A 25,170-nucleotide genomic window follows, 5' to 3' on the forward strand; every position below is an offset into this window, starting at 1 on the left:
AGCTATCTAGTACTTGCCATTCTTGCCATGGCCGGCCATTGCCTGGTTACTGCGCACGCTGATCATCAACTTGATATCGATCCACTCCACGCCCTGGGCCTTGAGCTTGGGCAGCTCGCGCTCCAGCACCGCCAGGGTTTGCGGGTAGGGATGGCCGATCATCACCGCCGAACCCTGTTTGTGCGCCAGTTTGATTGCGCTCTGCAGCTGCGTGGTGATTGCCGCTTCGGTGCGTTCGTCGTCCAGGAACACGTCCCGCGAGACGCTGGCCAGGCCGATCTTCTGCGCCTCGGCGGCGGCGACTGTCTTGGCGCTGGTGCGGCTGTCGACAAAGAATTTGTTGCGCCGTTGCAGTTCGCCCATCAACCAGGCCATGGCCTCGGGCTGCGCGGTCATGCGGCTGCCCATGTGGTTGTTGATGCCCGCGGTGTAGGGCACTGCCTTGAAGGCAGCGTCCAGGCGCCTGCCGAGTTCCTCGATGGGCAACTCCGGGTGCCAGGCGAACGGGCCGGTGGCCGGGTCCATGGGCATGTGCAGGATCACGATCTTGCCGGCCTTGTGGGCTTCGCGGGCGAATTCGGCGGCATGGGGCGTGTCGGGCATGATCGCCGTGGTCACCGGCCCGGGCAGGGCCAGCACGCGACGATCCCTGGGCAGATTTTGCCCGAGGTCGTCGATGATAAGGGTCAGGTAGGCTTTGTTGGGCTCGTTGGCCGGGGTCGCATGGGCGACTCCGGCCAGGCTGCACAGCACGGCGATGATCAGGGCAAAACGCATATCAACGGCTGCGCGTAATGCTCAAGCCCTTGAGCAGGCTCAGCGCCTGGGCCAGCTGGTAGTCATCGTCCTGTGGCATCGGCTTGGCTTTCTTGCCGCTGCCGGTGGGCTGGTCGGCGCCGCCGTTGCCATTGCCCAGATGGCCTTGCAGGTCCGCTTCTTTGTAGTACTCGCTGTCGATCTCGTTGGTGATCTTGGCTTTGCGCACCTCGATGTCGGGCACGATGCCCTGGGCCTGGATCGAGCGACCATTTGGCGTGTAGTACAGCGCCGTGGTGATCTTCAGCGCACGTTCGTTGTTCAGCGGCAACACGGTTTGCACCGAGCCTTTGCCGAAACTGGTGGTACCCATCAGCACGCCGCGCTTCTGGTCTTGCAGGGCGCCGGCGACGATCTCCGACGCCGAGGCGCTGCCGCCGTTGATCAGCACGGCCAACGGGACGTTTTCGCTGAGGTCGTTGCCCGTTGCCGAGAAGCGCAGTTCGGAGTTGGCAATGCGGCCCTTGGTGTACACGATCAGGCCCTTGGTGATGAAGTGGTCGACCACTTCCACTGCCGACTGCAGCACGCCGCCCGGGTTGTTGCGCAGGTCGAGCACGATACCGCTGAGCTTCTTGCCGTTGTCCTTGCGCAGCTTGGCCAGGGCCTTGGCCACTTCGTCGCCGGTCTTGACCTGGAATTGGGTGATGCGGATGTAGCCGTAGCCCGACTCCAGCAGCTGGCTCTTCACGCTCTTGACCACAATGGTTGCCCGGGTCAGCGTCACGTCGAACGGGTTGCCGCCGTCGCGTACCAGGGTCAGGGTGATTTTCTGGCCGATCTTGCCGCGCATCTTGTCGACGGCTTCAGTCATGGTCTGGCCACGGGTCGGCTGGCCGTTGATCTTGACGATGAAGTCGCCGGCCTGGATGCCGGCCTTGGACGCCGGGGTGTCGTCGATCGGCGAGACGACCTTGATGTTGCCGTCTTCGGAGCCGACTTCGATGCCCAGGCCGCCGAATTCGCCGCTGGTGCTTTCCTGCAGCTCGGCAAAATCTTCCGGTCCCAGGTAGGCGGAGTGCGGGTCGAGGTTGCTGAGCATGCCCTTGATGGCATTTTCCAGCAGGGTCTTGTCGTCTACAGGTTCGACATAAGCGGCCTTGATCCGGTCCATGACCTCGGCAAAGGTGCGCAGCTCGTCCAGCGGCAGCGGCGCCTTGGTGGTCGCGGCCGTGCTGGCCGGGGCAGCCTGGTCGGCGGATGCCAGAGGCGCGCCGATCACCAGGGCGATCGTCAGGGCCAGCGATGTGAGGCGGGACAAATGCAGCATGTCGAACGAACTCCTAATGTAGATGCGGCCCTATCCTTGGGAACGGCACCATTGTGCGGGATCGCTCGGGCGACCCTGCTGACGAATAGCGAAGTACAGCGCCGGAGTGTCCTGGCCACCACTGTTACCCACAGTGGAGATGGATTCACCGGCTTTTACAACATCACCTGCCGACTTGAGTAATGTCTGATTGTGGCCGTAAAGGCTCAAATAGCCATTGCCGTGGTCGAGAATCACCAGCAAACCGGCGCCCCGCAGCCAATCGGCAAACACCACACGCCCGCCATGAACGGCGTGGACCTGGCTGCCGGCGGAGGCGCTGATCATCACCCCATCCCACTTGGCGCGGGTGTCATCGCCACGGGTTTCCCCGAAGCGTGCCAGTAATCGACCATCAACTGGCCATGGAAGTTTGCCGCGGGCCGAAGCAAAAGGCCCACCGAACGACTCACCGGCGCTGGAAACCAGCGGGCCAGGCGCTGCATGCGCCGGTTTACGCGGTGCTGGCGCATCCGTAGTGGCGGCCAGCTCGGCCTCACGCTGGCGCTTTTTTTCGGCTTCCTGCTGGGCGATCAGCGCTTTCTGCCGCGCTTCTTCGGCCTCGCGTGCCTGGCGTGCCAGGGTTTCCTCGATGGTTTTAAGCACTTTGGCCAAGTCGGCCTGGTCCTGCTCGCGGGCCTGGAGCTTGGCGTCGCGGGCCTTCACATCCTCATTGAGCTTGGCCAGGGCCAGTTGGCGCTCCTTGCGAACCTTGTCCAGCTCGTCGCGCTGGGCGTTGAGGGCGCTTTTCTGGTCTTCCAGCTGCGACTGCTGGTTGGCGATCTCCTGTTCGACGTTGACCAACTGGCGCAGGGTTTCGTTGAAGCTTTTAAGTTGCTCCAGCCGGGCCTTGCTCAGGTAGTCGTAGTAGGTGAGGGTGCGCGCGAATTTCTCGGGGTTCTGCTGGTTGAGCAGCAGCTTGAGGTATTCCTGGCGGCCGTTCTGGTAGGCGGCACGGGCCTGGATCGCGATCAGGCGTTGCTGTTCAACGCGGGCGCTCTGGAGTTTTTTTTTCTCAGCGTCGAGTCGCTCCAGTTCCGACTCGCTCTTCTTTAATTCTTTTTGTAGCTCCTGGACCTGCTTCTCCAGCTTGCCCATCTCGGTTTCCGTACCGCGCAGGTCTTTCTGCACTCCGGATTTCTCTTCCTGGAGCTTGCCGAGCAGTTTCTTCAGCTCGGTAATGTCCTGACGCGTAGCGTCCAACTGTTGTTGGGTTTGTGCGCGCTCGTCGGCAAACGCCGGTTGGAGCAGGCAGACAAGAGCAAGGGTAATCAAGGCGCGAAGCATAGAGGCGGGCGACACCAGGGAAATGGACGGCCTAGTATGCCCGCCAAGCGCGGCAAAAAAAACGCCCAATTCGGGCTGTAGCGCAAGATAGGTGCCGAGTGGCAGTGGTATGGCAAAAAGACATGTTCCAAACACCGCAGATCCAATGTGGGAGGGGGCTTGCCCCCGATTGCAGTGTGTCAGCCACATAGGTGTCAGCTGATCTACCGTAATCGGGGGCAAGCCCCCTCCCACATTGTTTTTCGGTGAAGCTGGAAATCAGACCAGAATCGAAGTCCCGGTCATCTCCACCGGCTTCTCCAGCCCCATCAGCATCAGCATGGTCGGCGCCACATCCGCCAGCACGCCACCGCTACGCACCTTGAAATCACGCTTGCCGACGTAGATGAACGGCACCGGTTCGGTCGTGTGAGCAGTGTGGGCCTGGCCGGTGGATTCGTCGGACATCTGCTCGCAGTTGCCGTGATCGGCCGTGATCAGCGCTTCGCCGCCCACCTTTTCCAGGGCGTCGACGATACGGCCGACGCACAGGTCCAGGCATTCCACGGCCTTGGTCGCAGCTTCCAGGTTGCCGCTGTGGCCCACCATGTCGCCGTTGGCGTAGTTGACTACGATCACGTCGTAACGCTGGTGGTCAATGGCGTCGACGATCTTGTCGGTGACTTCCGGCGCGCTCATCTCCGGCTGCAGGTCGTAGGTGGCGACCTTTGGTGATGGGATCAGGATGCGCTCTTCACCCGGGAACGGCTCTTCGCGACCACCGGAGAAGAAGAAGGTTACGTGGGCGTATTTTTCGGTTTCGGCAATGCGTAGCTGGGTCTTGCCGTTTTTTGCCAGGTAATCGCCCAGTACGTTGTCCAGGCTGCCCGGGGCAAAGGCGGCGGGGGCCGGGATGCTGGCGGCGTATTGGGTCAGGCCCACGTACTGCACTTTTGGCTGGCGGGCGCGCTCGAATTCCTTGAAGCCGTCTTCGACAAACACACGGCTGAGCTCACGGGCGCGGTCGGCGCGGAAGTTCATGAACACCACGGCGTCGCCGTCTTCGACCTTCACTGGCTCGCCGATGGTGGTGGCTTTGACAAACTCGTCGCTTTCGCCACGGGCGTAGGCGGCTTCCAGGCCTTCCTGGGCGGTGGCGGCGTTGAATTCGGCCTGGCCGTCGACGATCAGGTTGTAAGCCTGGGAGACGCGGTCCCAGCGGTTGTCACGGTCCATGGCGAAGTAACGGCCCACCAGGCTGGCGATGCGGCCCTTGCCGAGGGCGGCGAAGGTGGTGTCGAGCAGTTCGATGGACGATTGCGCGCTTTTCGGCGGGGTGTCGCGGCCGTCGAGGAAGGCATGCAGGTAGATCTTGTCGGCGCCGCGCTTGAAGGCCAGTTCGGCCATGGCGACCAGGTGGTCCTGGTGGCTGTGGACGCCGCCATCGGACAACAGGCCCATGAAGTGCACGGCCTTGCCGGCAGCCACTGCTTTATCGACCGCCGCGCAAATCGTCGGGTTCTCGAAGAACTCGCCATCGCGGATCGCTTTGGTCACGCGTGTGAAGTCTTGATACACCACTCGTCCGGCGCCGAGGTTCATGTGGCCGACTTCCGAGTTGCCCATCTGGCCGTCCGGCAGGCCCACGTCCATGCCCGAGCCGGAGATGAGGCCGTTGGGTACGGTGGCGGTCAGGCGGTCGAGGACAGGCTTGTTGGCCGCGTATACCGCGTTGTCGTGGTGGCTTTCACTGTGTCCGAAGCCATCGAGAATTATCAGGACCAAAGGTTTAGGCGTAGTAGTCATAGATCCTCTCGCGGCGGTAATAAAGGAAGACAATTGAAAAGGGAGTGGCAGTTTAAAGCGAAGTTCCGACCACGTCACCGCTTTACGGGGGTTGGCCCCCCCTGGCGGCTGTGTATACTTACCGCCATTTTAACGCCCTGGAACCTCCTTGATGGTTGATCACCTGATTGCATTTGCCACTGCCCACTACCTGCTCGTGGGTGCCTTCGTTATCCTGCTGGCGCTGCTGATCGCTCATGAATTGAGCCGCGGTGGCCGCAGCCTGAGCACGGCGGAGCTGACCGCGCTGGTCAACAAGGATGAGGCCGTTGTCGTGGACATTCGTCCGGCCAAGGATTTCGCCACCGGTCACATCGTCGGCGCCCTGAACATTCCTCAGGACAAGCTGATCGCGCGCCTGGCCGAGCTGGAAAAGCACAAGGCCAAGACCATCATCCTGGTCGACGCCCAAGGCCAGCACGCCGGCACCCACGCCCGCGAAATGCTCAAGACCGGTTTCACCGCCGCCAAGTTGTCCGGTGGCATCAGCAGCTGGCGCGCCGATAACCTGCCGCTGGTGAAGTGATATGAGCCAGGTTGTCGTGTATTCCAGCGATTGGTGCCCTTACTGCATGCGGGCCAAGGCCCTGCTTGAGAAGAAGGGTGTTGCCTTCGAAGAAATCAAGGTCGACGGCAAACCGCAAGTGCGCGCCGAAATGGCCCAGAAGGCGGGGCGCACGTCCGTGCCGCAGATCTGGATCGGCGCCAGGCACATCGGTGGCTGCGACGACCTGTTCGCCCTGGAGCGCGCCGGTAAACTGGATGCGCTGCTGCTCGTCTGACTCCTAAACCCTAAAAGACCTCAAGATCACAAGGATCTGCGATGACTGACCAACAGAACACCGAAGCTGCAGAAGCCCAAGCGCCACAGTTCTCGCTGCAGCGCATCTACGTGCGTGACCTGTCGTTCGAAGCGCCGAAAAGCCCGGCCATCTTCCGTCAGGAATGGACGCCAAGCGTTGCGCTGGACCTGAACACCCGCCAGAAGGCACTGGAAGGCGACTTCCACGAAGTCGTGCTGACCCTGTCCGTGACTGTCAAGAATGGCGAAGAAGTGGCCTTCATCGCTGAAGTGCAACAGGCCGGTATCTTCCTGATCCAGGGCCTGGACGAAGCGTCCATGAGTCACACCCTGGGCGCGTTCTGCCCGAACATCCTGTTCCCGTATGCCCGTGAGACCCTGGACAGCCTGGTCACCCGTGGCTCGTTCCCTGCGCTGATGCTGGCTCCGGTGAACTTCGATGCCCTGTACGCGCAAGAGCTGCAGCGCATGCAACAGGAAGGTTCGTCGACGGTTCAGTAATCTCGAACCCGGTGCAGGACCCCATGTGGGAGGGGGCTTGCCCCCGATAGCGGTGGATCAGTCACATAGATGTCGACTGACACTCCGTCATCGGGGGCAAGCCCCCTCCCACATTTGTTATGTGTGTTATTTGAAGCCGAGCTGGCGCCAGCCTTCGTAGACGGCGACGGCCACGGTGTTGGACAGGTTCAGGCTGCGGCAGCCCTCGCGCATCGGCAAACGCAGGCGATGGCCGTCGGGCAGGGCGTCGAGCACCTCGGCCGGCAGGCCCCGGCTTTCCGGGCCGAACAGGAACGCATCGCCCTCGGCAAAGCTGGCATCATGGAACGGCCGCGACCCCTTGGTGGTGAACGCGAACAGCCGTGGGTGGCCCAGGCTTTCCAGGCAACTGGCCAGGTCGGCGTGGCGTTTGAGCGTGGCGTACTCGTGGTAATCCAGCCCGGCACGGCGCAGGCGCTTGTCGTCCATGTCGAAGCCCAGCGGTTCGATCAAATGCAGGTGGCAGCCACTGTTGGCGCACAGCCTGATAACGTTGCCGGTATTCGGCGGAATTTCTGGTTGAAAAAGGATGACGTGAAACATGCACGGCTCCGAAGGCAAAGATGCGCTGCATTCTACCCTCGAAGAGGACCCGAGGCCGAAGCTTATGCCGAGGGTCATGGGCTCTTTGGCGATTGTCGGCATGATGGTCGGCCTGATGATCGGTCGCCTGACCACCCCGGAGCCGGTCGAACTGCAACAGGTCGAGACCGCGAGGGACGGCGTGGTGGTGTGGTTCAACGGCGAACCCAAGTTGCACGGCGAGCACGTCGACGGCACTGTGGCGCTGTTGTTCGACGCCCAGGGCAAGGCCGCGAGTGGACGGCTCAAGGTCAATGACAAGGACGTGAACTGGCGCGTACGCAAGACCGATGGCGGCCTGCTGCTGAACCTCGTGGCGGCGCGACCATTGCGTGGGGAGTGGAAGGGCGAGAAGGCCGATGGCCGTTGGCGGCTGGAGATCCATCTCCAGGAGGAATAAAAGAGGGAGTTCCCGGCCTGCCTGTACCAGGGCTCCCAAAACGGGGTGAAGCTTGCAAAGCTTCGGTGTTAAAGAGGGAATCCCCGGCCTGCCTGTACCGAGGTTCCCCAAAGCGGTGTGGAGCGCGACGCGATTCGCATCAAGCACCCCGGGTGTAAAGAGGGGATTCTCGGCCTGCCTGTACCAAGGTCCCCGAAACTGGGTAGTAACAGGGTTATTGCAGGGCGCGTGCCAAAATTCGCAATATGGGCCAAAAAATTACGCCAGAAAGCGCAAAGCCCCGGAATACGGGGCTTTGGTGTTTTCGGTTCGCGGGTTCTATTGAGTGAGGCTCTGGCTTTCGCTACCAGATCCATGCCCGATGCCGGTTCATGGTGCATTGAAGCGGTGCACGGTGCTGGAGCCTTGTAGAGGTCCAAATGTGGGAGGGGGCAAGCCCTCTCCCACATTGGGTCTTGAGTGGATCCGAGATTCAGGTTTCATCACCCTCGTCATCATCCCCACCGTCGACCTTCATCCCCAGTTCCTTGATCTTGCGCGTCAGGGTATTGCGGCCCCAGCCCAGCAACACGGCGGCATCGCGACGGCGACCGGCGGTGTGTTTCAAGGCGGTCTCGATCATGATCCGCTCAAAGGCCGGCACAGCGCTGTCCAGCAGGCTCGACTGGCCGCGTGCCAGGGCCTGGTCGGCCCACTGGCGCAGCGCCTGCTCCCAGTTGGTTACCGGTGCAGAGTCTTGCGGCAGGCTCAGCAGCTCCGGTGGCAGGTCGCTGATATGCACTTCGCGCCCGGACGCCATCACGGTGATCCAGCGGCAGGTGTTCTCCAGCTGGCGCACGTTGCCCGGCCACGGCAGGTTCTTCAGGTACTCCTCGGTCTCGCTTTTCAGCAGTTTCGGCTCGACGGCCAGCTCCTGGGCGGCGCGGCTGAGGAAGTGACGGGCGAGGGTCGGGATGTCTTCGCGACGGTCCGACATGCGTGGAATGTGGATACGGATCACGTTGAGGCGATGGAACAAGTCCTCACGGAATTTGCCGGCGTGTACCAAGGTTTCCAGGTTCTGGTGGGTTGCCGCAATGATGCGTACGTCGACCTTGACCGGCGTGTGCCCGCCAACGCGATAGAACTCACCGTCAGCCAGTACCCGCAGCAGGCGGGTCTGGGTATCGGCCGGCATGTCGCCGATTTCATCGAGAAACAAGGTGCCGCCGTCAGCCTGTTCAAAACGCCCGCGCCGCAGGTTGGCCGCGCCGGTGAACGCGCCTTTTTCATGGCCGAACAGCTCGGATTCCATTAAGTCCTTGGGAATCGCCGCCATGTTCAGCGCGATGAACGGCGAGGCCGCCCGTGGGCTGTGGCGGTGCAGTGCATGAGCGACAAGCTCTTTACCGGTGCCGGATTCGCCGTTGATCAGCACGGTGATGTTGGAGTGGCTCAAGCGCCCGATGGCGCGAAACACTTCTTGCATCGCCGGCGCTTCGCCGATGATTTCCGGGGTGCGGGTCAGGGCCGGTGGGGCTTCCTGGTTCTGCTGTTCCTGGGCGTGCTGGTTGGCGCGCTTGACCAGTGCCACCGCCTCGTCCACGTCGAACGGCTTGGGCAGGTACTCAAAGGCACCGCCCTGGTAGGACGCGACAGCGCTGTCCAGGTCCGAGTGCGCGGTCATGATGATCACTGGCAGGCGCGGGTGCTGCTCGCGAATCCGCGCCAGCAAGTCCAGGCCACTGGCGCCGGGCATGCGGATGTCGGAGATGATCACATCGGGCTGCTGGCGCGCCAGGCGGCTCATCACCCCGTCGGCGCTGTCGAAGCTCTGGGTGGTCATGCCTTCCTGTTGCAAGGCTTTCTCGAGGACCCAGCGGATAGAACGGTCGTCATCGACGATCCAGACAGTTTCACTACGGCTCATGTCGATGGGGCTCCTTGTTCCAGAGGCAGAAAGATCGAGAACGTGGTGTGGCCGGGATGGCTTTCACATTCGATCAGACCCTGGTGCTGGCTGATGATGTTCTGGGTGATGGCCAGGCCCAGCCCGGTACCGTCCGGGCGGCCGCTGACCATGGGAAAGAAAATGGTTTCCTGGAGTTCCGCAGGAATGCCCGGGCCGTTGTCGATGATTTCGACCTTGGTCACCAGGCGATGGCGCACGTGGCCGATGGTGAACTGGCGCAGGGCGCGGGTGCGCAGGCTGATGCGACCCAGGCGCAGCTCATTCTGGCTGCTGATGGCCTGCATGGCATTGCGCACGATGTTGAGCACTGCCTGGATCATCTGTTCGCGGTCGATCAATACGTCGGGAATGCTCGGATCGTAGTCACGCACCAGGGTGATGCAGCCCTGGCTTTCGGCTTCCACCAACTGGCAGACGCGCTCGAGCACTTCGTGCACGTTGGTCATCGCCAGTGACGGCAACTTGTTGGAGCCGAGCATGCGGTCCACCAGGTTACGCAGGCGATCGGCCTCCTCGATGATGACGTTGGTGTAGTCCTTGAGGTGTTCTTCCGGCAGCTCACGGGCCAGCAACTGCGCTGCGCCGCGAATGCCGCCCAGTGGGTTCTTGATCTCATGGGCCAGGCCGCGCACCAGCATCTTGCTGGTTTCCTGCTTGGACAGCTGCGCTTCCTCCTTGGTGATGCGCAGCAGGCGATCGCGCGGGTGTACTTCCAGCAGCAGCAACGTCGCGCCGTTGCTCAGGATGGGGGTCACGGCATAGTCGACGGTCAGCGTCTGGCCGGTGAGGGCGGTGAGCATCGCTTCGCGTTTGGTGAACGGGTGTGCCTGCTCCACCGCCTGGCGCAACGAACTCAGGGCTTCGGCCGACTCGGTGAACAATTCGCTGATGAACTGCCCATGGCTGCGCTGGCCGCTGATGGCCAGGAGCATCTCCGCCGCCGGATTCATGTACTCAAGACGCAAGTCGTCATTGAGCAGGATGGTCGCGGTGGTCAGGTTGTCGAGTAGCAAACGGTGCAGTGCATCGCTGATGGTCATCAGGACCTCTTTTGGAGCAAGGCGCGGGCTTGAGGCACACGCTGATACATGGAAAATGCAAAAACCAAACCAAGGCTCCGAAAAGAAGCGTGAAAGCCCTGAAATGGGTGTTTCAGGCGCGAAACTGTGGCGTTCTGCCAGCTTGCACGGGAAGTTTCGAACCAAAATGGGCTGGGCAAGTGGGAAGGGTGCAGCCTATCGCACCAATATAGTGCGGTTTTGTGAAGGTTGTTCAGGAAGTGGCGAGTGGATCGTTTTCAGGGCGCGGTGAAAACGATCCGGAGTGGGGGATGGATCAGTGTTGTTCGGAAAGTGGCATGCCCGGACGGCCCGCGTAAAAGACCAGCAGCTCGACCGGGGTGTTGCCGGTAATACCGCGATGCTCAATGCCTACCATCTCGGCAAGGGTTTGCCCTTGCCTCAAGGTGCGCGTCAGCCCGCTCTTACGGGTTTCAACGGTCAGCTCTCCCGAAACGATGTAGGCGGCATTTGGCATTGGGTGAGTGTGCCAGGGCAATTGCGTGTGCGCAGGGATCTTGAGGCGTATGAGCGTCAGTTGCGGCGGACCTGAGGGGTAGGCTTTGTAAGGTGTGCCATCCCATGACGCGCTGCGTTCAAGCAACACCTCCTTTTCGATGTGTACGGCGTTCTTTGGGTGGGTGCCGCAGCCAAGCAACGACAAACCCACCGCTGCTGCAATCCAGCACTTGAGGGTGATCATGGTTCCATCCTGTTCGATAAATGAACAGTCAGGCTATGGCTGCCGGCCTCGGTGAAGATGCAGGACGGGTCCTCAAATCAAGTAGGTCCAGTGCACAGTTCGGCCGTGGCGCGGATCATCGCCAGCTGACGCAACGGATCGTTCAGCGGCTCATGCACGGCTTCGGCCAGCCATTGTGGGCACTGTGGATCGGTGCGCTGCGGGGTGAAGTCAGCCAATTGCTGCAGCAGGCGTTTTTGCAATTCGTCCAACTGCGGGCGGATCTGTTTCACCAGGTCGGGGCGTGGATCGTCAGGTGCCTTGCCCTGGAACTGCCAGTCTGACAGATGGGTGTACTGCACCAGTTTGTTCGCCTCGATCTGCGCCGAGAAAAACTGCTCGACGGCGGCAGACGCCAATTTGTAGCTCGGTGCCTGGGCGGCGACGCTGGCGATCACTTCTTGTTCGCGCTTTTTGTCCTCTACCGGCTTGTGGCTGTCCCATTTGCTCAGGGCTACCTGGTCGGCGATCTCCAGGCGTTCGGCGATGCTGTTGAGCAGCGGCTCCAGGGTGGGCGGCGCGGCACTGGCACTGGCACTTGCGAACAACAGGGCGAACACAAGTCTATGTTTCAATGAAGATCTCCTTGTGGGAGGGGTAAGCCCCTTCCCACCTTTTTGATTGGGTTTGCAGGTCTACAGCAGCGTCAGTCAGAGGCTACCTTATAGTTACGCGAGAATCCGCCGGCCAGCTAAACCCCAGGCAAAAAAAAGACCTCCCGAAGGAGGTCTTTTTCGTCACGCCACGTTAAGCAGCGCTACCGGATCAGCAGCTGTAGTACAGCTCGTATTCCAGTGGGTGTACGAAGGTGCGAACCTTGATTTCTTCTTCGCTTTTCAGCTCGATGTAGGCATCGATGAAGTCGTCGCTGAATACGCCGCCTTTGGTCAGGAACGCACGGCCCTTGTCCAGCTCTTCCAGGGCTTCTTTCAGGCTGCCGCACACTTGTGGGATCTCTTTGGCCTCTTCAGGCGGCAGGTCGTACAAGTTTTTGTCGGCGGCGTCGCCAGGGTGGATCTTGTTCTGGATACCGTCCAGACCGGCCATGACCAGCGCCGCGAAGGCCAGGTATGGGTTGGCTGCCGGATCCGGGAAGCGCGCTTCGATACGGCGAGCACGTGGGCTGGACACGTAAGGAATACGGATCGAGGCGGAACGGTTGCGAGCGGAGTAGGCCAGCATTACCGGAGCTTCGAAACCTGGGACCAGACGCTTGTAGGAGTTGGTCGACGGGTTGGTGAAGCCGTTCAGGGCCTTACCGTGCTTGATGATGCCGCCGATGAAGTACAGGGCAGTGTCGGACAGGCCGGCGTAACCTTCGCCTGCGAAGGTGTTCTTGCCTTCTTTGGCGATGGACAGGTGAACGTGCATACCCGAACCGTTATCGCCGTACAGTGGCTTAGGCATGAAGGTCGCGGTACGGCCGTAGGCATCAGCCACGTTGTGTACGCAGTACTTCAGGGTCTGTACTTCGTCAGCCTTGGCGACCAGGGTGTTGAACTTCACACCGATTTCGTTCTGGCCGGCAGTGGCCACTTCGTGGTGGTGCACTTCGATGACCAGGCCCATTTCTTCCATGGCGTTGCACATGGAGGTACGGATTTCGTGGTCGTGGTCGAATGGCGGAACCGGGAAGTAGCCTCCCTTGACGCCTGGACGGTGGCCTTTGTTGCCGCCTTCCACGTCCTGGTCGGACATCCAGGAGCCTTGTTCGGAGAAGATCTTGAACATGGAGCCGGAAATGTCGGACTTGAACTTGACCGAATCAAAGATGAAGAATTCTGGCTCCGGGCCTACGAATACGGTGTCGCCGATACCGGTGGACTTCAGGTATTCCTCGGCACGCTTGGCGATCGCACGTGGGTCGCGGTCGTAGCCTTGCATGGTCGAAGGCTCGATCACGTCACAGACGATGATCAGGGTTGGGTCTTCGGTGAACGGGTCGAGAACGGCAGTGCTGTCGTCCGGCATCAGGATCATGTCGGAAGCTTCGATGCCTTTCCAGCCAGCGATGGAGGAACCGTCGAACATTTTGCCTTCTTCGAAGAAAGCATCATCCAGCGCGTCGCGAGCCGGCATGGTCACGTGGTGCTGAGTGCCTTTGGTGTCCGTGAAGCGCAGATCAATCCATTTAACGTCATGATCTTTGATGAGTTGAACCGACTTCGACATAGTGTCCTCCGGGTGGCTTCGGGCTGGGGTAGTGGAGTTAGCCCTTAGAATGTGGGTGATGCCGGCGCGGATACTCCGCCATGGCAACCTGCCTCACAAGAGAGCAAATTGCATGCCAGTGCGCCAACATGGGTTTTCTGTTCCAAAAACGCCCCTATAACGGTGCATTACGACAAAAGCCCGAAAATAGCGCACCTCAATGTAGCGCAAAGGCGTGCAGGTGCACCCATTTAGTGCGTTGCGCCTGCTGTGCATATTAACTGGTTAAACCTTGAGCGATTTCCGCTATAATCCGCGCCCCCCTTTTTCAGCAGGCCCGGCGCGCGCTGTTTCCATGAAATTAATCGTTAAAGTCTTCCCCGAGATCACCATCAAAAGCCGACCGGTACGGACGCGTTTCATCCGTCAGTTGGCCAAGAACATCCGTGCCGTGCTCCGCGATCTGGACCCGGCTGTGGTGGTGAACGGCGTGTGGGACAACCTCGAGCTGGAAACCCGTGTCACCGAGCCCAAAGCCTTGAAGGACATGACCGAGCGCCTGAGCTGCATGCCGGGGATCGCGCACTTCCTGCAGGTGGATGAGTACCCGCTGGGCGACTTCGACGACATCACCGAGAAGTGCAAACAGCACTACGGCGACTCGCTTACCGGCAAGATCTTTTCGGTGCGCTGCAAGCGTGCCGGCAAGCACAGCTTCAGCTCCATGGACGTCGAGAAATATGTCGGCAGCAAGCTGCGTCGCGAGTGCGGCGCTGCCGGAATTTCCCTGAAAGCACCGCAAATTGAAGTGCGCATGGAAATTCGCGACCAACGGTTGTTTGTGATCCACAGCCAGCACAACAGCATCGGCGGCTACCCGCTGGGCGCTCTGGAACAGACCCTGGTACTGATGTCCGGCGGTTTCGATTCCACGGTGGCGGCCTACCAGATCATGCGTCGCGGCCTCATGAGCCACTTCTGCTTCTTTAATCTGGGCGGGCGTGCACACGAATTGGGCGTGATGGAAGTTGCGCACTTTATCTGGAAGAAGTACGGCAGCTCCCAACGCGTGCTATTTGTGAGCGTGCCGTTCGAGGAAGTGCTGGGCGAAATTCTCGGCAAAGTCGATAACAGTCATATGGGCGTGGTATTGAAGCGTATGATGTTGCGCGCTGCCTCGCGGATCGCCGACCAGTTGCAGATCGACGCGCTGGTCACCGGTGAAGCGATCTCCCAGGTATCGAGCCAGACGCTGCCGAACTTGTCGATCATCGATTGTGTTACCGAGAAGCTGGTACTGCGCCCACTGATCGCCAGCCACAAGCAGGACATCATCGACCTGGCAGAGCAGATCGGCACCGCCGATTTTGCCAAGCACATGCCCGAGTACTGCGGGGTCATCTCGGTGAACCCCAAGACCCACGCCAAGCGTCACCGCGTGGAGCATGAAGAGAAAGAATTCGACATGGCGATTCTGGAGCGTGCGCTCGAGAACGCCAAACTGGTCCCGATCGATCGCGTCATCGACGAGCTGGGCCAGGACATCAAGATCGAAGAAGTCAGCGAAGCCCTGGCCGGCCAGATCGTCATCGACATCCGTCACCCGGATGCCGCTGAGGATGAGCCGCTGGAAATCGCCGGCATCGACGTACAAACGCTGCCGTTCTATGCATTGAACGCGCGTTTCAAGGAACTGGATAACAGCCGTCAGTACCTGCTGTATTGCGACAAAGGCGTGATGAGTCGCCTGCATGCCCACCATTTGCTCAGTGAGGGGCATGCCAATGTGCGCGTTTATCGACCGAGCTAAGAGCCCGGGGCTGTTTGCCTGTGGCCTGCGTCACCGGCCCCCCGACTCTGCCGTCAAGCTGTAACGGCAAGGCCTGACTCTACTGTTAATCGCTGCCACGACCTGTCAGCACACCGAATCCTCTGATCGAGATACACAAGTGATCGAAAATCTACGTAACATCGCCATCATTGCTCACGTTGACCATGGTAAAACCACCCTGGTAGACAAACTCCTGCGTCAGTCCGGCACCCTGGAGCGCAACGAGCTCAACGACGAGCGCGTGATGGACTCCAACGACCAGGAAAAAGAGCGCGGTATTACCATCCTGGCGAAAAACACCGCCATCAACTGGAACGGCTACCACATCAACATCGTGGACACCCCGGGCCACGCCGACTTCGGCGGCGAAGTCGAACGCGTAATGTCGATGGTGGACTCCGTTCTGCTGCTGGTTGACGCTCAAGACGGCCCTATGCCGCAAACCCGTTTCGTGACCAAGAAGGCCTTCGAAGCCGGCCTGCGTCCGATCGTGTGCATCAACAAGGTTGACCGTCCAGGCGCGCGTCCGGACTGGGTTCTGGACCAGATCTTCGACCTGTTCGACAACCTGGGTGCCACCGAAGAACAGCTGGACTTCAAAGTCGTCTACGCCTCGGCCCTGAACGGTATTGCCGGTCTGGACCACACCGACATGGCTGAAGACATGACCCCGCTGTACCAGTCGATCGTCGACAACGTACCTGCGCCGGCTGTTGACCGTGACGGTCCGTTCCAGATGCAGATCTCGGCACTGGACTACAACAGCTTCCTGGGTGTTATCGGCGTTGGCCGTATCGCCCGTGGTCGCGTCAAGCCGAACACCCCGGTTGTCGCTATCGGCGCCGACGGCAAGAAGCGCAACGGTCGTATCCTGAAGCTGATGGGCCACCACGGCCTGCACCGCATCGACGTTGAAGAAGCTGCAGCTGGCGACATCGTGTGCATCAGCGGTATGGACTCGCTGTTCATCTCCGATACCCTGTGCCACCCGGACGCGGTAGAAGCGATGAAGCCTCTGACCGTTGACGAGCCAACCGTTTCCATGACCTTCCAGGTAAACGACTCGCCTTTCTGCGGTAAAGAAGGCAAGTTCGTGACCTCCCGTAACATCAAGGAGCGTCTGGACAAAGAGCTGCTGTACAACGTTGCACTGCGCGTTGAAGAAGGCGACTCGGCTGACAAGTTCAAGGTTTCCGGCCGTGGTGAGCTGCACCTCTCGGTACTGATCGAAACCATGCGTCGCGAAGGCTTCGAAATGGGCGTTGGTCGTCCTGAAGTGATCATCCGTCAAGTTGACGGCGTGAAGCAGGAACCGTTCGAAAACGTCACTATCGACACCCCTGAAGAATCCCAGGGCAAGGTCATGGAAGAGATGGGCCTGCGTAAAGGCGACCTGACCAACATGGTGCCGGATGGCAAAGGCCGTGTGCGTCTGGAATACAACATCCCTGCTCGCGGTCTGATCGGTTTCCGTAACCAGTTCCTGACCCTGACCAACGGTGCTGGCATCCTGACCTCGATCTTCGATCGCTACGACACCATGAAGTCCGGCGACATGTCCGGCCGTCAGAACGGTGTTCTGGTCTCGGTAGAAACCGGCAAGGCACTGACCTACTCCCTGGAAACCCTCCAGGCGCGTGGCAAGCTGTTCGTTGAACACGGTCAAGAGATCTACAACGGTCAGATCGTCGGTCTGAACAGCCGTGACAACGACATGGGCGTCAACCCAACCAAAGGCAAGAAGCTCGACAACATGCGTGCTTCGGGTAAAGACGAAACCATCGCCCTGGTTCCACCTGTTCGCTTCACCCTGGAACAGGCCCTGGAATTCATCCAGGACGACGAGCTGTGTGAAGTCACGCCTAAGTCGATCCGCCTGCGTAAGAAGATCCTGGACGAAGGCGAGCGTACCCGCGCTGCCAAGAAAGCCAAGAACTGAGTTAACTCAGGCTGAATGAAAAACGCCCCCGGTCGAAAGGCCGGGGGCGTTTTTTTATGCCTGCAGGTTTTGTGGTGACTGTGCCGACCCTATCGGGGGCAAGCCCCCTCCCACATTTTGAACTGTGAACACTTTCAAGTGTGGGAGGGGGCTTGCCCCGATAGGGCCCTTGAAAGCCCCGCAAAACCCTGATCAGAACTTGTCGAGGGTCTTGAACGTGGTCTCGCGCACCACTTCCTTCGGCTTGTACGCGCAGTATCCCGGACGCGGCCCGATCTTCGGGTGGTTGCGGCAGGTATCCGGGCGCTTGTCATAAATAGTGCAGAAGCGCGTCTTACGATCCAGGTACAGGCAATCGTTGTTGCTCATGCGCTGCAGGGTAAAAATCTCGGATTTGGAATTGAAGCGCTCGACGATGCCTTCCTTCTGCAGGCGCTTGGCGATGTTCTTCGGCGGGTCGCCACGCTCGAATTCATCGACGATGCCAATGCGGATCAGGTCCTTGATCTTCACTTCGACCGGCAGCGTGCAGCAGCTGGACACGCAACCACCGCACATATGCGCGGAATATTTCTGCCACGTTTCAAGACGGTCGAGTTCCGCGGCGGCGATCAATTGAGGCTTCATCAGGGTTCCAAAAGGTGGGGCTGTATCCGGGCGCGCGATCATACCGGGATTGGTGATTTTTTGAACAATATTTTCTGGGTTTCAGCTCAAAGGCAGATCGGGCACGACCCCTGCATCTAATTCACGCAACGGTGAATGCGTTAAAAAACTGCCGAACCAGCGCGTCTACCGCCTGTCAGACCGTCTAGGCTCTAGCAACTCCTTCTATCTCGCCCGAGGTCGCAATTGATGTCTCAGGAACCACTTGCACGAGAAGCAGAGGTAGCCGCATTCCGCGATGCCGTCTTGACCAAACTCACCTACGCGGTGGGCAAGGACCCGGATCACGCCTTCGACCACGACTGGTTCGAAGCCATTGCCCTGGCCGCCCGCGACCAGATGGTCGACCACTGGATGGACCATACGCGGCGTATCTACCGCAAAGGCCAGAAGCGCGTTTATTACCTTTCCCTGGAATTCCTCATCGGCCGCCTGCTCTACGACAGTCTGAGCAACCTTGGCGTGCTGGAGATTGCGCGCGAAGCGTTGTCCGAGCTGGGTGTCGACCTGGAGCGCATTCGCCTGCTGGAGCCCGACGCGGCGCTCGGCAACGGTGGCTTGGGCCGCCTGGCTGCGTGCTTCATGGAAAGCATGTCGACCCTGGGCATTGCCGGCCATGGTTATGGCATTCGTTATGAGCACGGCTTATTCCGCCAGGCGATTGTCGATGGCTGGCAGCAGGAGCAGACCGAGCGTTGGCTGGATTTCGGCAACCCGTGGGAGTTCGAGCGGGCCGAAGTGATTTACCCGATCGGCTTTGGCGGCAGCGTCGAAACCCTGGCGGATGCCTCCGGCAAGATGATTCAGGTGTGGTCGCCCAACGAAACCGTCCGGGCCGTGGCCTACGACACTCCGGTGGTCGGCTGGCGTGGCGCCAGCGTCAACACCCTGCGCCTGTGGCGCGCCCGTGCGGTGGAAGACTTGCACCTGGAGCGCTTCAACGCCGGTGACCACTTGGGCGCTGTCGCCGAAGTGGCCCGGGCTGAAAGCATCTCCCGCGTACTTTACCCAGCCGACAGCACCGAAGCGGGGCAGGAGCTGCGCCTGCGTCAGGAATACTTCTTTGTCTCCGCTTCATTGCAGGACCTGCTGCGCCGTCACAAGAACATGCACGGCTCGGTGCTGAGCCTGGGCGAACACGCGGCGATCCAGCTCAACGACACGCACCCGTCCATTGCCGTGGCCGAGTTGATGCGGCAGTTGGTGGATTTGCACGATATTCCGTGGGAAGCAGCTTGGGACGTCACCGTTGAAACCCTTTCCTACACCAACCACACGCTGTTGCCCGAAGCCTTGGAAACCTGGCCTGTGGGCCTGATGGAACGCATGCTGCCCCGGCACATGCAGATCATCTACCTGATCAACGCCCAGCACATCGATTCGCTACGCGCCAAAGGCATCCACGATTTCGATGTGCTGCGCGCCGTCTCACTGATCGAAGAAGACAACGGCCGCCGTGTGCGCATGGGCAACCTGGCATTCCTCGGTTCCCACAGTGTCAACGGCGTGTCCGGCCTGCACACGCAACTGATGCGCAGCACCGTATTCTCCGAACTGCACAAGCTGTACCCGGAGCGCATCAACAACAAGACCAACGGCATTACCTTCCGCCGCTGGTTGTACCAGGCCAACCCCAAGCTCACGTCCATGCTGGTGGAGGCGCTCGGTCCGGACATTCTCGACAAGCCCGAAGAGCGACTGCTGGAGCTTGAACCCTTTGCCGAGAAACAGACATTTCGCAAGACGTTTGCCGAGCAACGTTTACACAGTAAGCGTGCACTGGCCGACATCATCCACGAGCGCCTGGGCATTGCAGTGAACCCGGCGGCGATGTTCGACGTGCAGGTCAAGCGTATCCACGAGTACAAGCGCCAACTGCTCAACCTGCTGCACACCGTGGCGCTGTACCAGGCAATCCGTGCCGAACCGGGCACCGACTGGGTGCCGCGCGTGAAGATCTTCGCGGGCAAGGCGGCGGCCAGTTACCACCAGGCCAAGTTAATCATCAAGCTGACCAACGACATCGCGCGCACCGTCAACAACGACCCGACCGTGCGCGGCCTGCTCAAGGTGGTGTTCCTGCCTAACTACAACGTCAGCCTGGCGGAAAGCATCATTCCGGCGGCGGACTTGTCGGAGCAGATCTCTACCGCCGGCTTCGAAGCCTCGGGCACCAGCAACATGAAGTTCGGCCTCAATGGTGCGCTGACCATCGGCACCATGGACGGCGCCAACGTTGAAATGCATGAGCGCGTGGGGGCCGAGCACATGTTTATCTTTGGCCTCAGCGCGCAGCAAGTGGAAGCCCGCAAACACGCCGGGGAGTTCAACGCCGGGCCGGACATCGTCGCCTCCCATCGGTTGAACGATGTGCTGCAAGCGATCCGCGGCGGGGTGTTCTCGCCGGATGATCCGGGCCGCTACGTGGGGTTGATCGATGGGTTGATCGACTACGATCGATTCCTGGTGTGTGCCGACTTCGATTCGTACTGGGACGCCCAGGCGCGGGTCGAGGCGCATTGGCATGATTCCAAGGCGTGGTGGCGTTCGGCGGTGCTGAATACGGCGCGCATGGGCTGGTTCAGCTCGGACCGGACGATCAGGGAGTACGCGACCGAGATCTGGAAAGCCCTCGACTAAACATCGCTGATCCAAAAATGTGGGAGGGGGCTTGCCCCCGATAGCAGCCTGTCAGTTTGCAGATATGTCGACTGGTGCACCGCTATCGGGCGCAAGCTCCCTCCCACATTGGTTCTGCATCGATATACTGGGCGCCGGTTTGCCTAGGGAATATCGACCATGCAATGGATTTTCATGCTGATTGGCCTGGTGCTCGGCTGGACGCTCGATGAGTCGTTCAGCGATGCGGGCATCGGTGCGCTGTTGGGGCTGGGCATTGGCCAGGCGATCCGCCTGGCGAAGCTGTCCTCCCAGGTGGACCAACAGGCGCGTCAGTTGGAAACCACGCAGAAGTCGCTGATAGCGCTGGGTGAGCGCCTGCGGCAACTGGAAGTGCCTGCGCCTGCAACCAGCAGCGTGTTTGTCGAGCCCGCCGTTGCAGAGCCCACCCCCGTCGCCCAAACGCCTGAGCTGGTCTGGGAGCTGCCTGCCGAGCTGACACCTGTGACCATGGTCGCCGAAGCGAGCCAGCCGCTGCCGGATGATGTGTGGGCACCGGCTGCGTCGTCGTCCCCTAAAGAACCTGCCATCCCGCGTGGCCCCAACCTTATCGAGCGTGCCCTCAACGGTGCACGCAATTGGCTGTTTGGCGGCAACACGGTGCTGCGCGTCGGGGTGGTGCTGCTCTTTCTCGGCCTGGCGTTCCTGCTGCGCTACGCCACCGAAGGCATGGTGGTGCCGATCGAGCTGCGTTATGCCGGTGTGGCTGCGGCTGCGGTGGGCCTGCTGGGCCTGGGCTGGTGGCTGCGGCTGCGCAACAGCAACTACGGGTTGATGCTGCAGGGCGCGGGCATTGCGGTGTTGTACCTCACGGTGTTTGCGGCGATGCGTGTGCATCTGCTGATCGATCCCGGCGCGGCAATGGGGTTGCTGGTCGCCGTCACGGTATTTTCAGCGATCCTGGCGATCACCCAGGATGCCCTCGGCCTCGCCTGTGCGGCGGCTTTGGGCGGTTTTGCGGCACCGATCCTGGTATCGACCGGCGCCGGAAGCCATGTGGCGTTGTTCAGTTACTTTGCGTTGCTCAATGCCGGCATTCTCGCGATTGCCTGGTTCAAGGCCTGGCGCCTGCTGAATGTGATCGGCTTTGTGGGCACCTTCGGGATCGGTTTCGCCTGGGGTATGCGTTCCTACACGCCGGAGCTGTTGTGGAGCACCGAGCCGTTCCTGCTCCTGTTTTTCGCGATGTACCTGGCAATCGGCCTGTTGTATGCCTGGCGCAAGTTGCTGGAGATGGGCGAGGGCGACAGCCTGGGTACGCAATTGCGCAAGGGCGACTATGTCGACGGCACCTTGTTGTTCGGCCCGCCGCTGGTGGGCTTTGGCTTGCAGTTCGCGCTGGTGCAACACCTTGAGTTCGCCGCTGCGTTCAGTGCGCTGGGCCTGGGCATTATTTACATGGTCTTGGCCCGTGTATTCAGTGGTGGGCGCGCCGGGCTCCTGACGGAAACCTGTCTGGCCCTGGGGGTGATCTTCGCCAGCCTGGCCATTCCCTTGGGCCTCGATGCACGCTGGACCGCTGCGGCGTGGGCTGTCGAAGGCGCCGGGATCTTCTGGCTCGGCCTACGCCAGCATCGCCCCGTGGCGCGGGCGTTCGCCTTGCTGTTGCAACTGGGTTCGTTGCTCGCCTTCCTCAGCGAACTGCGCGATGGCCAGGACACCTTGCTGCTGGGCCCTCCATTAGGGGCGTTGTTGCTGGGCGCCGCACTGTTGTTCAGTTTTTACCAACTACACAAAGCCGCGCCGGAGCAGAGCCGGCGTTGGGAGCGTCTCGGCGCTCCAGGGCTCGCCATACTCGGCCTGGGTTGCGCCTACCTGCTGGCGCCGCTGTTGTTTTCAACCCAAGGCAGCATCGTCAGTTGGGCAGTTGCGGGCCTTGCGACCCTATGGGTGGGCCAGCGTATCGGCTCGCCGGTGGTAGTGCGCTGTGGCATTGCTGTGCAAGTCCTTTCGGGCGCGCTGTTTGCCCTCGACCCCGTGAGCAATGCCTGGACGCCGATGATCATTGCCTTGGCGGCAATGCCCGGCGCCTGGCGCTTGCCCCGTGGCCGTTTGTCCTCAGCTCTGCTGGCCTGGGGTGTGGCGTGGTGGGCGCTGGCGGTGATCATTGAAGTGTGGCGCTTGGCGCCTGTACCTCTGCACGCTGCACTGTTGCTGCTGGCGGCTGCGCTGAGCGGACTGATCTGGACGTTACTGGCGCTGCGGTTGCGCTGGGTGGCGTTGGGTCTCGCCAGCACGTTGCTGATGCCTGCGGCGGGCCTGGTGTTGTGGGGCGCATGGACCGAGTATTACCACCCAGCCGCGCAGTTCGGCTGGCTGGCCTGGCTGGCGGTGTTCGGGGTGCATTTCATCTCGCTGCGACGCTTGGCGGCACTGGTGCCTGGAAAGGTCTTAAGTGCGGCTCATGTACTGGGCTGCTGGATGCTGATCGGCGTACTGGCACTGGAACTGCGCTACGGCTTGCTGATGCTCTCGAGCGAATACAACGCCTGGCGCTGGCTGGGCTGGGCGATCCTGCCAAGCCTGTACCTGGTGCTGGCCGCCGCGCCGCGCAGCTGGCCGTGGCCTGTTTCCGCGTACCCAAGGGAATACCGCGTGCTCGCCGCATTGCCGCTGGCGGTGCTGATGCTCGGTTGGTTCTGGCTGGCGAACATCTTCAGTGACGGCACTGCCAAGCCGCTGCCCTATCTGCCTATGCTCAATCCGCTGGACCTGGGCCTGCTGTTCGCGTTGCTGGGCATTTACCTGTGGTCGCGCAGCGCCGCGCCGCAGCGTGGGCCGCGTGTCGAGTCGATCGCCCAAGGTGTCGCGGGGCTTTCGCTGTTCGCCTTCTTTACCGCGCTGGTGATGCGCACGGCCCACCATTGGGGCGGCGTGCCGTTTCAATTGGATGCGTTGCTGGAGTCGATGCTGGTACAGGCCGGCCTGTCGATTGTCTGGACCCTGATCGCCCTCGGCCTGATGATCGGCGGCCACCTGCGCCATCGTCGTGAAGTGTGGCTGATCGGCGCGGCGCTGATTGCGGTGGTGGTGGCCAAGCTGTTCTTCGTCGAATTGAGTAACCGCGGCGGCCTGGCGCGGATCGTGTCGTTTATCGGCGTGGGCGGGTTGTTGCTGGTGGTGGGCTATTTTGCACCGTTGCCGCCCAAACGTATTGAAACTGAGGGAGCGTCTTCTTGATAGGCAAGCTGAGTCTGAGTGGGTTAACGATATGGACGCTGTGCTCGGTGGCGTTTGCTCAAGAGCGGCCGGCTGATTTCGCCACCCAGGTGCCGCTCGCCGTGAGCGGCACTGGCCCCTGGTATCGCCTGGACCTGCCGTTGGCGGTTCAACTGAATGCACGCCAGGCCGATCTCAGCGATGTGCGAGTGTTTAACGCCGCCGGTGAACCCCAGGCCTATGCGCTGTCTCGCCAGTCCGCGCAACGCTCCGAGAGTCGCAACGTCACTGACGTGAAGTGGTTCCCGCTGTACGCCGCCGACACTCAAACAGCGTTGCCCGACGTGGTGATGAAGGCCTCTACCACAGGCACCTTGGTGGAAATAACCCCATCCACTGCACCCAAACCCGGCAAGCAAGTACTGCGCGGCTGGGTGTTGGACGCCAGCGCGATCAAGGCGCCCTTGCAGCAATTGACCCTGGACTGGAGCCGCGAACAGGAGGGCTTCCAGCGTTTCAGCATCGAGGCCAGTGATGACTTGCAGCACTGGGACGCCTGGGGCGATGGGCAGGTGGCGCGCTTGTCGTTTGCCGACGAACGGGTCGAGCAACATGACGTGAACTTGCCCGGGCAATCGGCGCGCTACCTGCGTCTGGTCTGGCAGGGCCAGGCGGCGCCGCTGCTGACCTCGGCCAAACTGGTGAGCGCTACCCGCAGCAGCGTGCCGCTGCCGTTGGTATGGTCGCAGCCGCTCACGGGTACGCGGCTTGGCGCCGGGGAATACAGTTGGCAGTTGTCGGCGGGGGTGAGCATCGAACGCTTGCGCGTCGAGTTGAAGCAACCCAACACGCTGGCGCCCGTGACGTTATCCGGTCGAAGGGACAGCAAGCAGGCATGGCAGCCGTTGAGCAATGGTCTGTTGTATCGCCTGACCCAGAATGGCCAGGACGTGGTGCAGGATGAACTGCAACTGCCGGGGCAAACGGTGGCCGAGCTCAAATTGCAGGTAGATGAGCGCGGTGGTGGTCTGGGCGTCGAGGCGCCGGCGCTGCGCTTTGCAGTGCGTGCCACGCAGTTGGTGTTCCTGGCGCGGGGGGAGCCACCGTTTACGCTGGCGTTGGGCAATGCGTCCGCCAAGGCCGCGAGCTTGCCGCTGTCGACCTTGATCCCGGACTACAAACCCGAGCGCTTCGAGACGCTGGGGCAGGCCAAGGTCGTCGGGGAAGTCGCGGTCACACCGGTTGCGATGGTAGCCGCTGCCGATCCCGGGACGAACTGGAAAAAGCTTGGGCTCTGGGCCGTACTGCTGCTCGGCGTGGCGGCACTGGGCGCCATGGCCTACAGTTTGCTGCGCAAGCCGCCGGCGGCACGTTAAATAAAGTCCATGAACTCTATTGGGTTTAAATCCTCTGATAGGAGGAAATACGCCCCGA

20 protein-coding genes are annotated in these 25,170 nt (G+C 61.0%); 9 read left to right on the plus strand and 11 right to left on the minus strand.

The window, feature by feature from the left end:
- Window positions 1–6: 6 nt before the first annotated feature.
- The 4 genes from AC3WP7_RS08135 to gpmI form a co-directional block, all read right to left on the minus strand.
- Window positions 7–777 carry a divergent polysaccharide deacetylase family protein gene (locus AC3WP7_RS08135; protein ID WP_092246280.1) on the minus strand — a complete coding sequence of 257 codons (771 nt, stop codon included), beginning with the start codon at window positions 775–777 and terminating at the stop codon, window positions 7–9.
- 1 nt (window position 778) lies between these two features.
- Window positions 779–2,086, minus strand: a complete 1,308-nt coding sequence (locus AC3WP7_RS08140) for a S41 family peptidase (RefSeq protein ID WP_102591498.1) — start codon at window positions 2,084–2,086, stop codon at window positions 779–781.
- A gap of 30 nt (window positions 2,087–2,116) precedes the next feature.
- Window positions 2,117–3,412, minus strand: coding sequence for a murein hydrolase activator EnvC family protein (locus AC3WP7_RS08145; protein ID WP_092246283.1), 1,296 nt, complete (start codon window positions 3,410–3,412; stop codon window positions 2,117–2,119).
- Window positions 3,413–3,670: 258 nt separating this feature from the next.
- On the minus strand, window positions 3,671–5,197 hold the full coding sequence (gene gpmI / locus AC3WP7_RS08150; RefSeq protein WP_093513496.1) for a 2,3-bisphosphoglycerate-independent phosphoglycerate mutase: 1,527 nt from the start codon (window positions 5,195–5,197) through the stop codon (window positions 3,671–3,673).
- Between the two features lie 151 nt (window positions 5,198–5,348).
- Between gpmI and AC3WP7_RS08155 the strand changes: the two genes are divergently transcribed.
- The 3 genes from AC3WP7_RS08155 to secB are packed head-to-tail and all read left to right on the plus strand — an operon-like array spanning window position 5,349 to window position 6,539.
- Complete coding sequence (locus tag AC3WP7_RS08155) at window positions 5,349–5,762, plus strand: rhodanese-like domain-containing protein (RefSeq protein ID WP_010213877.1); 414 nt, start codon at window positions 5,349–5,351, stop codon at window positions 5,760–5,762.
- A 1-nt stretch (window position 5,763) separates the two neighbouring features.
- Entirely contained in the window at window positions 5,764–6,018 is a 255-nt protein-coding gene (gene grxC / locus AC3WP7_RS08160) for a glutaredoxin 3 (protein WP_033896917.1), read from the plus strand.
- A gap of 41 nt (window positions 6,019–6,059) precedes the next feature.
- Window positions 6,060–6,539: a protein-export chaperone SecB gene (gene secB / locus AC3WP7_RS08165; RefSeq protein WP_010213875.1), complete on the plus strand. Its 480-nt coding sequence runs from the start codon at window positions 6,060–6,062 to the stop codon at window positions 6,537–6,539.
- A gap of 126 nt (window positions 6,540–6,665) precedes the next feature.
- Here the strand turns inward: secB and AC3WP7_RS08170 are convergent, their stop codons facing one another.
- The gene (locus tag AC3WP7_RS08170; RefSeq protein WP_003171120.1) at window positions 6,666–7,121 is read right to left on the minus strand and encodes a tRNA (cytidine(34)-2'-O)-methyltransferase; all 456 of its coding nucleotides are present in this window, start codon (window positions 7,119–7,121) and stop codon (window positions 6,666–6,668) included.
- Between AC3WP7_RS08170 and AC3WP7_RS08175 the strand changes: the two genes are divergently transcribed.
- Complete coding sequence (locus AC3WP7_RS08175) at window positions 7,120–7,560, plus strand: hypothetical protein (RefSeq protein ID WP_071492417.1); 441 nt, start codon at window positions 7,120–7,122, stop codon at window positions 7,558–7,560. The two genes, AC3WP7_RS08170 and AC3WP7_RS08175, sit on opposite strands and share 2 nt — an antisense overlap.
- A 472-nt stretch (window positions 7,561–8,032) precedes the next feature.
- On the opposite strand, the gene ntrC is transcribed toward AC3WP7_RS08175, so the two are convergent.
- From ntrC to glnA, 5 genes are all read right to left on the minus strand, one after another.
- Complete coding sequence (gene ntrC / locus AC3WP7_RS08180) at window positions 8,033–9,469, minus strand: nitrogen regulation protein NR(I) (protein ID WP_058423720.1); 1,437 nt, start codon at window positions 9,467–9,469, stop codon at window positions 8,033–8,035.
- A complete protein-coding gene (gene glnL / locus AC3WP7_RS08185) occupies window positions 9,466–10,551 on the minus strand; it encodes a nitrogen regulation protein NR(II) (RefSeq protein ID WP_056860661.1) in 1,086 nt (361 codons plus the stop codon). Before glnL ends, ntrC begins: the two co-directional genes overlap by 4 nt.
- A gap of 295 nt (window positions 10,552–10,846) precedes the next feature.
- Entirely contained in the window at window positions 10,847–11,272 is a 426-nt protein-coding gene (locus AC3WP7_RS08190; protein WP_092246286.1) for a cupin domain-containing protein, read from the minus strand.
- Between the two features lie 77 nt (window positions 11,273–11,349).
- Window positions 11,350–11,886: a chorismate mutase gene (locus tag AC3WP7_RS08195; RefSeq protein ID WP_102591499.1), complete on the minus strand. Its 537-nt coding sequence runs from the start codon at window positions 11,884–11,886 to the stop codon at window positions 11,350–11,352.
- 190 nt (window positions 11,887–12,076) lie between these two features.
- The gene (gene glnA, locus AC3WP7_RS08200; protein WP_017529544.1) at window positions 12,077–13,483 is read right to left on the minus strand and encodes a glutamate--ammonia ligase; all 1,407 of its coding nucleotides are present in this window, start codon (window positions 13,481–13,483) and stop codon (window positions 12,077–12,079) included.
- A 334-nt stretch (window positions 13,484–13,817) separates the two neighbouring features.
- Here glnA and thiI point away from each other — a divergent pair, with 334 nt between their 5' ends.
- Window positions 13,818–15,272 carry a tRNA uracil 4-sulfurtransferase ThiI gene (gene thiI / locus AC3WP7_RS08205; RefSeq protein ID WP_071492415.1) on the plus strand — a complete coding sequence of 485 codons (1,455 nt, stop codon included), beginning with the start codon at window positions 13,818–13,820 and terminating at the stop codon, window positions 15,270–15,272.
- 139 nt (window positions 15,273–15,411) lie between these two features.
- Complete coding sequence (typA, locus tag AC3WP7_RS08210) at window positions 15,412–17,232, plus strand: translational GTPase TypA (RefSeq protein ID WP_058423717.1); 1,821 nt, start codon at window positions 15,412–15,414, stop codon at window positions 17,230–17,232.
- 192 nt (window positions 17,233–17,424) lie between these two features.
- Here the strand turns inward: typA and AC3WP7_RS08215 are convergent, their stop codons facing one another.
- The gene (locus AC3WP7_RS08215) at window positions 17,425–17,859 is read right to left on the minus strand and encodes a YkgJ family cysteine cluster protein (RefSeq protein ID WP_012721764.1); all 435 of its coding nucleotides are present in this window, start codon (window positions 17,857–17,859) and stop codon (window positions 17,425–17,427) included.
- Window positions 17,860–18,087: 228 nt separating this feature from the next.
- On the opposite strand from AC3WP7_RS08215, the gene AC3WP7_RS08220 reads away from it, so the two are divergent.
- The 3 genes from AC3WP7_RS08220 (at window position 18,088) to AC3WP7_RS08230 (ending at window position 25,112) form a co-directional block, all read left to right on the plus strand.
- Entirely contained in the window at window positions 18,088–20,538 is a 2,451-nt protein-coding gene (locus tag AC3WP7_RS08220; RefSeq protein ID WP_102591500.1) for a glycogen/starch/alpha-glucan phosphorylase, read from the plus strand.
- A gap of 159 nt (window positions 20,539–20,697) precedes the next feature.
- A complete protein-coding gene (locus AC3WP7_RS08225; RefSeq protein WP_102591501.1) occupies window positions 20,698–23,757 on the plus strand; it encodes a DUF2339 domain-containing protein in 3,060 nt (1,019 codons plus the stop codon).
- Window positions 23,757–25,112: a DUF3999 domain-containing protein gene (locus AC3WP7_RS08230; RefSeq protein WP_093528632.1), complete on the plus strand. Its 1,356-nt coding sequence runs from the start codon at window positions 23,757–23,759 to the stop codon at window positions 25,110–25,112. The genes AC3WP7_RS08225 and AC3WP7_RS08230 overlap by 1 nt, the downstream gene beginning before the upstream one ends.
- Window positions 25,113–25,170 lie beyond the last annotated feature (58 nt).

This window comes from Pseudomonas sp. FW305-3-2-15-C-LB1 (assembly GCF_058787615.1).